At 66.3% G+C, this 11,574-nt stretch carries 1 protein-coding gene (only partly in view); it reads right to left on the reverse strand.

The window, feature by feature from the left end:
- Window positions 1-11,498, reverse strand: partial view of an SDR family NAD(P)-dependent oxidoreductase gene (locus AB0B25_RS00795; protein WP_357172667.1) — the 5' portion only. 5,047 nt of this gene lie to the left of the window's left edge; the window shows 11,498 of its 16,545 coding nt (coding positions 1-11,498); the start codon lies at window positions 11,496-11,498; its stop codon lies off the left edge, out of view.
- Window positions 11,499-11,574 lie beyond the last annotated feature (76 nt).

The raw sequence follows: 11,574 nt of genomic DNA on the forward strand, positions 1-11,574 counted from the left end.
GATACGATCCACGGCACGGCAGTCGGGTCGTCGTGCTGATCCTCGGGCGCAGTCGGCGGGACCGTACGGGCCGGCGCCTCCTCCAGGATGACGTGGGCGTTGGTACCGCTGATGGCGAACGACGACACGCCGGCACGGCGGACCCGCCCGTTACGTGGCCACGGGCGGGCCTCGGTCAGCAGCTCGACGGTGCCCGCCGACCAGTCCACATACGGGCTCGGTTCATCCACATGCAGTGTCTTCGGCAGAGTTTCATGCCGCATCGCCTGAACCATCTTGATCACGCCACCGACACCGGCGGCCGCGACGGTGTGGCCGATGTTGGATTTGATCGACCCGATCCGCAGCGGTTCGGCACGGTCGCTCCCGTAGGCGTTGATCAATGCCTGTGCTTCGATCGGGTCGCCCAAGGTCGTTCCGGTTCCGTGCGCCTCGACCGCATCGATGTCCGCCGGCGCCAACCCGGCACTGGCCAATGCCGCCGCGATCACCCGCTCCTGCGACGGACCGTTCGGCGCGGTCAATCCGTTGCTCGCGCCGTCCTGATTCACCGCCGACCCGCGCACCAGCGCCAGCACGTTGTGTCCGAGGCGTTGGGCGTCGGAGAGCCGTTCGAGCACCAGCACGCCGACACCCTCGGAGAACGCGACACCGTCGGCCGCGGCCGAGAACGACTTGCAGCGTCCGTCCGATGCGAGACCGCGCTGCCGCGCGAAGTCGACAGACAGATACGGGCTGGCAGCGACCGTCACTCCGCTCGCCATCGCCAGCGAGGTCTCGCCCTGTCGCAGCGCGTGGCAAGCCTGGTGCAGCGTAACCAGGGACGACGAGCACGCGGTATCCGTGGTGACTGCGGGCCCTTCCAGACCGAAGACATACGACACCCGGCCCGAGATCACGGCGTGCGTGGTGCCGGTTAGCCGGTAGCCCTCCAGATCACCGGTCACCCGATCGAAATAGCCCGAGTAGCACGCTCCCGCGTATACCCCGGTGTCGCTACCGCGCAACGAGACAGGGTCGATGCCCGCATTCTCCAGCGCCTCCCAGGAGGCTTCCAGCAACAGTCGTTGCTGCGGGTCCATCGCGGACGCCTCTCGCGGACCGATGCCGAAGAAGCCGGCGTCGAATTCGCCTGCTTCGTCGAGGAACCCGGCGCGACGCGCATAGACGGTGCCGGGTGCATCCGGATTATCGTCGAACAGCCGTTCCAGATCCCACCCGCGATCCGACGGGAACTCGCCGGTCGCGTCGACCCCGGAGACGAGTAGATTCCAGAGCTCATCCGGCGACGTCACACCACCGGGGAACCGGCAACTCATTCCGACGATGGCGATAGGTTCGTCCGCCCTGACCCTGCGCACCACCTTTTTCGCGGGTTCAGCGGCCGCCGGCGGCTCGACTTTGGACTGCACCAGCTTCGCCACCGCAGTCGCGGTCGGATAGTCGAACACCAAAGTCGACGGCAACTGGACACCCGTGGCCTTGCCCAACCGGTTACGGAACTCGACACCCGTCAGAGAATCGAAACCCAACTCCGTGAACGCCGCCGCGGGATCGATCATGTCCCCGGACTCGTGCCCGAGGCTGGCAGCGACATGATCCCGAACGACGGCGAGCACGATGCCCGAGCGGTCGGATTCGGGGGTGTCGGCGAGCCGCTTGGCCAGCGATCCCACACTGCCCGCGCGGCGAGTCCCTACGGCGACCAACGCGCTGAGCGCTCGGTGCAACGACCCCGAAGCGGCCTCCGCGGTAAGGGCCGTCACATCGAGCCGCACACCGGCGCTCGTCGGATGCCCAGCGGCTAAGGTGGTGTCCAGCAACGACATCGCGTAGTTCGCTTCGAGCGGAACCATCCCCAAACGGCGCATGCGCGCGAAGTCTGCTTCGGTGATGGTGTTGGTCATGCCGCTCGTCGCCGACCAGGGGCCCCACGCCACCGAGGTCGCGGGCAGCCCGGAACGGTGCCGGTAGTGGGCCACAGCATCCAAGAACATATTCGCCGCCGCGTAATTGGACTGACCGGGAAAGCCCAGGACGCCCGAGATCGACGAATAGAGCACGAACATCGACAGATCGAGATTTTTGGTCGCCTCGTGCAGATTCCACGCAGCATCGACCTTCGGACGCAACACCGCCCCGAACTGCTCTGGCGTCAGGTCCGCGAGCAGACCATCGGCCAACACCCCGGCCGCGTGCACGACGCCGGTCAACGGATGCTGCGCCGGAATAGCCGACAACAGCCCATTCAGCGCCACCCGGTCGGCCACATCGCACGCCACAACGTCCACATGTGCACCGAGCGCGACCAATTCGGCCGCGAGAGCCGCGGCGCCGTCGGCGGCGAGTCCGCGCCTGCTGGCCAACACCAACCTCCGCACACCGCGCTCGACGACGAAATGTCGAGCCGCCACCGCACCCAACCCACTCGTACCACCGGTGATCAGAACCGTTCCGTCCGGACGCAACGGCGACGGCATGGTGAGCACGTTCTTGCCGATGTGCCGGGCCTGGCTGAGGTACCGGAAGGCTTCTGGCGCATGGCGCACATCCCACGCGGTGACCGGGGGCAGCGCCAACACACCGGTATCGAACAGGTCGACGAGGATGTGCAGAATCTCGCACAACCGGTCGGAGCTGATCTCGTTGAGATGGAAACCCCGGTAGTGCACACCAGGGTGCTGCTCGGCGACCTCGCCAGGGTCACGACGATCGATCAATCCCATCTCGAGGAAGCGGCCGCCACCGACCAACAACCGCAACGAGGCGTCCACGAATTCACCAGCCAGCGAATCGAGAACGATATCGACGCCGCGCCCGTCGGTGACCTGCAGGAACTTCCGCTCGAACTCCAGCGTGCGCGAATCACCGATGACCGAATCATCGAATCCCATATCGCGTAACACATCCCATTTGGGCCGGCTCGCGGTCACCAGCAAGCGCAGTCGCAGATAGCGCGCCAACTGCACAGCCGCCACACCCACACCACCGGTCGCCGCATGTAGCAGCAACGTTTCGTCGGGTTTCGCGTCGGCCACATCGACCAGACCGTAGTACGCCGTGACATACACCACCGGCACTGCGGCGGCCTGCGCGAACGACCAGCCTCGCGGCATTCGGGCCAGCAGCCTGCGGTCCGCGACCGCAACCGAGGCGATATCCGACAGGAATCCGAAGACCCGGTCACCAGGAGCGAATTCGGTGACATCGGGCGCCACCTCCAGCACCACGCCCGCACCCTCGGCGCCGATGGTGGCGTCCCTGTCCGGATACATGCCCAGGGCGATCAACACGTCACGGAAGTTCATGCCCGCCGCGCGCACGCCCACCCGAACCTGACCGGGCCCGAGCGCCGCCAACGCGGTGGGCGTCTCGACCAGGGACAGGTTGTCACCGGTCAGAGTGCCCTTGCCGAGCTGAGTCAACGCCCACGCCGGAGCACGCAGCAGGTCACTCGCACCCACGATGTCGACTGCATCAGGGCTCAGACGCGCCGCGTGCGCCACCCCGTGCCGCACAGCCACCTGAGGCTCATCCGCGATGGCCAACGCCGCAGCGACAGCGGCACGGTAGTCCTGCCAGCGGTCCACGTCGACGAGCACTATCCGGCCGGGATTCTCATTCTGCCCGCTACGCAGCAGACCCCACACAGCCGCGCCCACAAGATCCACCGGTTCGCCGTAGTCCAGCGCGACCGCGACCCTGGTCACCACGACGATCCGCTCGTGCAGCGTTAGGAGTTCACCCACCCGTGCCGCCAGTCCGACGAGCCGATCGCGAACCACACTCGGCACGTCCTCATTCGCAGACTCGTCCGCGACTCGCACTACGGCCACCGGGGCGCCGTCGACGATGACCGTCTCATCCTCATCCGTACTCACCCACTGCTCGTCCGCGACGAGATCACCCGGGTTCGGCGCGGTCAACGGAACCCAACGCAGTTGGTGCAGGCCGCTGTTCGGAGGCGAGGCGGCGCCGAGGGTGCCGAGGGAAACCGGACGCAGGGTGACAGCAGCGACCTCGACAATCGGTGCGCCCTGCGAGTCGAGGAGGGTCAGCATGATCTGATGGCTTCCCGCTCCGGGCTCCGCCGTGGCCACCCGGACCCGCGCCGACGCGGCTCCGACAGCGTGAATGTCGACGTTCTCCCAGGAATAGGGCACCAGGATCTCGCCAGGTGCGGCGGGCTCGGTCAATCCACCGAGCAGGATCGCGTGCAAAGCCGCATCCAACAACGCCGGGTGCACGCCAAACCTGCCCGCCGACAACTGCGCCTGATCCGGCAGATCCAGCTCGGCGAAGACCTCGTCGCCGCGCCGCCAGAGCGCGGTCAACCCTTGGAAGACTGGTCCGTAGCCGTAGCCGCGCTCGGCCAACTCCGCGTAGACATCACCGATGGGCACCGGCGACGCGTCGACCGGCGGCCAGTCCTCCGTCAGCGTTGCCACGTCGGACCGCGACGACGACGTCTGCGCGACAAGAGTTCCCGTCGCATGGCGAACCCACTCCGCTCGATCCAGTTCACCAGCGTGTTGCGGGCGCGAATACACCGACACAACTCGCGCACCCGCGTCATCGGATCCGGCCGCCATCACCCGCAGCTCGACCGCACCCACCGACGGCACGAGCAACGGCTTGGCCACGACCAGCTCGGCCAGTCGCGGACTGCCGACCAGTGCCCCGACATGCAATGCCAACTCCACGAACGCCGTCCCCGGCACCAGGACCGCCCCGCCGATCACATGGTCGGCCAACCATGGGTGACTCGGCAACGACAGCCTCCCGGTCAGCACCACCCCCTCCGAGTCCGGCAGCCAGACCGCCGCACCCAACAGTGGATGATCCGTGCCCTCCAGACCCGATGCCCGGACGTCGCCCGTGCCTTCGGCGGCCAGCCAATACCGCTGGTGCTGGAACGCGTACGTCGGCAACCCAACCCGACGTACCGCACGACCGGCGAACAATGACGCCCAATCCACCCGCGCACCCGCCCCATGAGCCTGTGCCAAAGACGTCACCAACTGCGTCATCTCACCAGTCGAACGCCGCGATACCGCCACCACCGAAGACAGCGACTCGACTTCTGGATGCCGCTCCAAACACGCGCGAACCATCGAGGCCAACACCGCATCCGGACCCACCTCGACAAACCGCCGCACACCCGCGTTCACGAGCGAATCCACGCCGGGCGCGAAGCGCACACAGCCGCGCACCTGTTGTACCCAGTACTCCGGGTCGCACACCGCCGCCCCGGCCGATTCACCGGACACGTTCGACACAATCGGCAACCTCGGCTGCTCATAGGCGATGCCGGCGGCCACGGAACGGAATTCGGCCAACATCGGATCCATCCGCGCCGAATGGAAAGCATGGCTGACCCGCAAACGATTCGTCTTGATCCCCGCACCGGAGAGCCCGCGGTCGATCTCGTCGATGACATCGACATCCCCGGACAACACCGTCGAGGACGGACCGTTCACCGCCGCGACCGAGACTCGGTCACCGAATTCGGCGGCGATATCCGCTGCTCGGTGTTCGTCGACCGCCACAGCAAGCATCGCGCCGCCCGCCGGCAACGCACCCATCAACCGACCCCGCGCCGCCACCAACGCACACGCATCCGGCAACGTCCACACGCCAGCCACATAGGCCGCCGCCAATTCCCCGATCGAATGCCCGATCACCACATCGGGAGCCAATCCGAACGACTCCAGCAAGCGGAACAACGCGACCTCGAACGCGAACAATGCCGGCTGCGTCCACTCGGTCCGACCCAATGATCCGTCGGTATCACCGAACATCAGATCTTTCAATGATCCACCGAGCAGGGACCCACCGAGCAGGGACCCACCGAGCAGGACATCGAACTGGTCACACACCTCGTCCAATGCCGCCGCGAATACCGGGAACGCCTGATACAGGTCCGCACCCATACCCGTCCGCTGCGCACCTTGACCGGTGAACAGGAACGCCGTCTTCCCTGCGCAGGTCCGACCTTCGACAACGCGAGACGATCCTGTGCCAGCGACGAAGTCCGCCAACCCGGTCAGCAGCTCCTCCCGATCGGCGCCGACGACCGCACCTCGATGAGCGTGGTGCGCACGGGCATACACCAAGGAGTACGCGGCGCTGCGGATATCGATGTCAGGCCGGTCGATCAGCCATTGCCGCAAGCGATCAGCCTGTGCGCGCAGCGCATCGTCGGACTTCGCGGAAATCAGCAACGCGACCACGTCGGTACCCACTACCGGCGCGCCTGCGCCATTAGTGCTGTCGTCCACGGCGGTTGTGGTGGACGGGGCTTCTTCGACGATCACATGCGCGTTGGTACCGCTGATCCCGAACGACGAGATGCCCGCCCGGCGTACCCGATCAGCCGCTGGCCACGGCTCGGCCTCGGTCAACAACCGGACCGATCCCGACGACCAATCCACATGTGGTGTCGGCGCATCAACATGCAACGTCTTCGGCAGCATTTCGTGCCGCAACGCCTGGACCATCTTGATCACACCACCGACACCGGCGGCGGTGACCGCATGGCCGATGTTCGACTTCACCGACCCGATCCGCAGCGGCTGCTCGCGATCCTGCCCGTAGGTGGCGATCAGTGCCTGCGCCTCGATCGGATCGCCCAACGTCGTCCCGGTGCCGTGTGCCTCGACCGCGTCCACGTCCGAGGGATCCAACCCCGCGGCCGCCAGCGCGGCCATGATCACTCGCTCCTGCGAGGGACCGTTCGGCGCGGTCAAACCGTTGCTCGCACCGTCCTGATTGATCGCGCTCCCACGCACCACCGCCAACACGGTGTGACCCGAGCGCTGCGCGTCCGATAACCGCTCGAGCACCAGCACCCCGACCCCCTCCGACCACGTCACACCATCGGCGGCGGCGGCGAACGCCTTGGAGCGTCCGTCCGGCGCCAACCCCCGCTGGCGCGCGAAATCGACGTACAGGCTCGGATTCACCGACACGCTGACACCACCCGCCAAGGCCAGCGAGGTCTCGCCCTGGCGCAACGCTTGGCAGGCGAGATGCAGCGCGACCAGCGATGACGAACATGCGGTGTCGACTGTTACCGCGGGCCCTTCGAGCCCGAAGAGGTATGCGACGCGGCCGGATATCACGCTCTGCGACGTTCCGGTCAAACGGAAGCCTTCGTACGAGCCGGTCACCCCCCGCGAGTAACCGGACTCCCAGGCGCCGATGTATACGCCGGTGTCGGTGTGGCGCAGCACGGTGGGGTCGATCCCCGCGTCCTCCAACGCTTCCCAGGAAACCTCCAACATCAGCCGCTGCTGCGGATCCATCGCCGCGGCCTCACGCGGGCCGATACCGAAAAATCCCGCGTCGAAAGCAGCCGCGTCGGCGAGGAATCCACCTTCCCGGGTGTAAACGGTGCCCGGCTTGTCAGGGTCCGGATCGAACAACCGCGTCAGATCCCACCCGCGATCGGACGGAAACGGAGTAATCGCGTCGTTGCCCTCGGCGACCAGATTCCACAGATCCTCAGCCGATTCGACGCCTCCGGGAAAACGGCATCCGATGCCGACGATCGCGATCGGCTCGTCCGAGTTGGTGCGACGCACCACCCGCCGAGCCTCGCCACGCACACCTTCCAGCCGCGAACGCACCAAACGCGCCACCGCCGCCGGAGTCGGATAGTCGAATATCAGTGTCGTCGGCAACTCCGCTCCGGTCGCTGCCACCAGCAGATTCCGTAACTGCTGCCCGCTGAGCGAATCGAACCCGAACGCGGTGAACGGTCGATCCGGATGAATGGCTTGCGCCGAGTCATGGCCGAGTATCGCCGCGGCCTGCTCGGCCACTACCGCGAGCACCAACGCGTCGCGTTCGTGTTCCGGAGCTGCGAACAACCTGGGCGCCAGCGGACCCGCCGCCACAGCGCGGCGACGACGAGGCGCGGAAGTAGCGCGCTGGACCGTCTGTGACCGGCGAGGTTCGTTCTGACCACCGTGATCGGACTGATCTGTCGGCGTGCGCTCGGCCGGTTCGACCAGTTCGACCACCAACTGCTTGATCGTCAGGATCGGCTGACCGTCCTCGGCGACAGCTGTCACCCGATGAGTGTCCGCGCTCATCTGGTCGATTCGCACCCGCGCCGTTTCCGCACGGCTGTGGTCCAGTCGAACATCGGTGAACGACAACGGCATCGAGACACCGCCGGTCGTATCCAGCCGGTCCAGAACGATGTGCGACATCGCGTCCAGCAATGCCGGATGAACGCCGAAACTCTCGGCTCGATCAGCGACGGTCTCATCGAGCGAAACTTCAGCGAACATCTCGCGACCGCGGCGCCAGGCCGCCGTGACACCCTGAAACGCCACACCGTAGTCGACACCACGCTCGGTCAGCCGGTCGTACAGTTCCTCGACCGACACCGGATCGGCCGCTGCAGGCGGCCAGTCACCGCCCGACCAGGACGACGCCTCATCGGTGTGCGCGGCGAAAACTCCTGTCGCGATGGACTGCCACCGCGAGGTTTCGCCCTCGGATGTTTCGTCGGAGCGGGCGTGCATCGTGAATGCCCGTCGCGCGTGGTCGTCCGATGCCGCGACGCTCACTTGGATGTCCATGGCCGCGGCCCGTGCCGGCAAGGACGAGGACAGCCGTAATTCCGCCACCGACCCGGCGCCTATCCGCGCAGCCACACTCAACGCTGCATCGAGCCAGACAGCGGCGGGGACCGCGGTCGACCCGAAGATCACATGATCGGCAAGCCACGGGTGAGTATCGATAGTGAGGCGGCCGGTGAAAAGCCATTCGTCTCGCCCGGCCACCGGCACGGCGGCACCGAGCATCGGATGATCCGACGGGATCAACCCGAGGCGTCTCACATCGTGCGGACCGTGGCCGACGCCGGCTCTCGGAGTCCAGCATTGCCGCCGTTGGAACGCATAGGTCGGCAGGTCCACACGGCCCGCGGGCGCAGCCAACACCTCTGGTGTCACGTCGACGCCGAGGCAATGGGCACCTGTCAATGCCGCGGCGAAGTGTTGCACACCGCCCTGGCCACGTCGCAGCGTCCCGATGACGGCCACCTGATCAGCTTTGCCGATCGACTCCGCCGTCAATTCGATGGCCGTGGACACCACCGGGTGGGGGCTGGTCTCGACGAAGGCGGTCATCCCGGCCCGCATCAACGCCTCGATCGCTTCCGCGAACCGCACCGGTTTCCGCAGCCCCCGATACCAGTACTCGGCATCCAAGCCCGCGGTGTCCACGAACTGCGCGGTCACCGTCGAGAAGAACGGAATCGAACCTGGTCTCGGCCGAATCGACGCCAAGTCGTCCAGCACTCGATCGCGGATCTGCTCCACCGCCGCCGAATGCGAGGCATAGTCGACCGGGATCTGTTTCGCCCACACTCCGTCGGCCGCGCACCCGGCGAGAAACGCGGCCAGCGCCGTCGATTCGCCCGATACCACCGTCTGCCCCGGTCCATTCACCGCAGCGACCGACAATCGATCGCCGAAAATCGCCAACCGGTCGGCCACCACGTCCGCCGGCAGACCAACCGACGCCATGCCTCCCGAACCCGCCAACACCTCCGCGACGGCTCGCGAACGCACCGCGACCACTCGCGCTCCGTCGGCCAACGACAGACCGCCGGACACCACCGCCGCCGCGATCTCTCCCTGCGAATGCCCGACCACCGCGGCCGGTTCCACCCCACCAGCCCGCCACAACCGCGCCAGCGACACCAACATCGCGAACAGGACCGGCTGCACGACATCGACCCGATCCAGTGATGCCGCATCCGGGTCCCCCCGCAACACCTCCGTCAACGACCAATCCACAAACGGCGCCAACGCCGCCTCACACTCCGCGATCGACTCCGCGAACACCCCACCGGACGCCAACAATTGCGCGCCCATCCCTACCCATTGACTCCCCTGCCCTGGAAAGACGAAAACAACTCGACGGTCGCGGGCACGACCCAGTACCGCGGAAGGCTCCCCTGTCGGCGCTTCTGCTGCCGGATCCACCAGTGCGGCCAGCCCGGCACGCATCGCCTCGTCATCATGCCCGACCACCGCACCTCGCCATTCCAATGGCGCACGGGTATGCATGAGCGAATACGCCACATCGGCGATGGAAACCCGCGGGTGGTCAGCCAACCACTCCTGCAACCGAACAGCTTGCTCCCGCAATGCCTCCCGGTTCTGCCCGGACAGCACCCACGCCAGCGGCCGCGAACTGTCCGGTGTTGTGCTCGCTTCGCCCGCGACTGCGGCGGGAGCTTCCTCGAGAATCACATGTGCGTTCGTGCCGCCCATGCCGAATGACGACACCCCCGCCCGCCGCAGCGCCGCAGTTGACCACTGCTCTGTCGCGGTCTGCACTCGCAATCCCAATGCTTCGAGCGGGATCCGCGGATTCGGCGTGTGAAAGTTCAGGCTCGGTGCCAGTTGTCGATGTCGTAGGCATAACGCGGTTTTGATCAGGCTCGCGATCCCCGCGGCGCCCTCCAGATGTCCGATATTGGTCTTGACCGAACCGACAGCCAGCGGTGTGCCCTCGGGCCGGCTGACGCCATAGGTCTCACCCAGAGCCTGCGCCTCCACCGGATCACCCGCGAGCGTGCCGGTACCGTGCAATTCCACATAGTGCACCGACGCGGGTTCCACCTCCGCGGCGACGAGCGCCGCACGAATCACACTCGTCTGCGCGGCGACGCTGGGCGCGCTCAATACCTGGCGCTCGTTGCCGCTGTTGACCGCACTCCCGCGGATGACGGCGTAGATCCGGTCACCATCGGCGACAGCTCGCGCCAACGGCTTGAGCACGACGATGCCGCCACCTTCACCGCGGACCGTGCCGTCCGCGCGTTCGTCGAACGTATAGCATTTTCCCGACGGCGAATGCGCACCGAACTGCTCGTAACGTTCGCCGCTCAACGGCGAAAGTATCAAATTCAGCCCACCCGCGAGTGCCACATCGCATTCGCCGCCGCGCAACGATTCACATGCTAAATGCACTGCGACCAACGACGACGACTGTCCGCTGTCGACGACTATGCTCGGGCCGGTGAATCCGTAATGATTCGAGATCCGGTTGGCCGCGACTCCCCTACCGACCGCCCACAACGAATGCCTTCCGACACCCGGTTTACCTTGCGCCGCCACGACTTCGGCGAAATCGGTGCCGATGCTACCCAGGAACACTCCCGCCCGGGCACCGTCTCGGTCACGGTAGCCCGCGTCTTCCAACGCCTCCCAGCTCAGCTCGAGTCCCAAAAGCTGCTGTGGATCGATCGAGCGCGCCTCGGTCGGTGGCACACCGAAGAAGTCGGCGTCGTACTCCGATGCCGAATCGAGGAATCCAGCGGTCTCGTCGATCCCGGTCCGGTCGGCGGGAGCGGACCCGATGGCGTCGCGACCCTCGCGCAGCAGCCGCCAATACTTGTCCAGATCGGAAGCGCCCGGCATCCTGCACGACATTCCGATAATGGCGATCTCATTCATTGATGCGACCATGGAATTTCCTCTATCTCGCCTCATCCGACGCCGAGCATTGCGATGTCGCGCTGATGAACATCAGCAGTCGAATCGA

The sequence above is a fragment of the Nocardia sp. NPDC049190 genome (assembly GCF_040648115.1).
Classification (GTDB): Bacteria; Actinomycetota; Actinomycetes; order Mycobacteriales; family Mycobacteriaceae; genus Nocardia.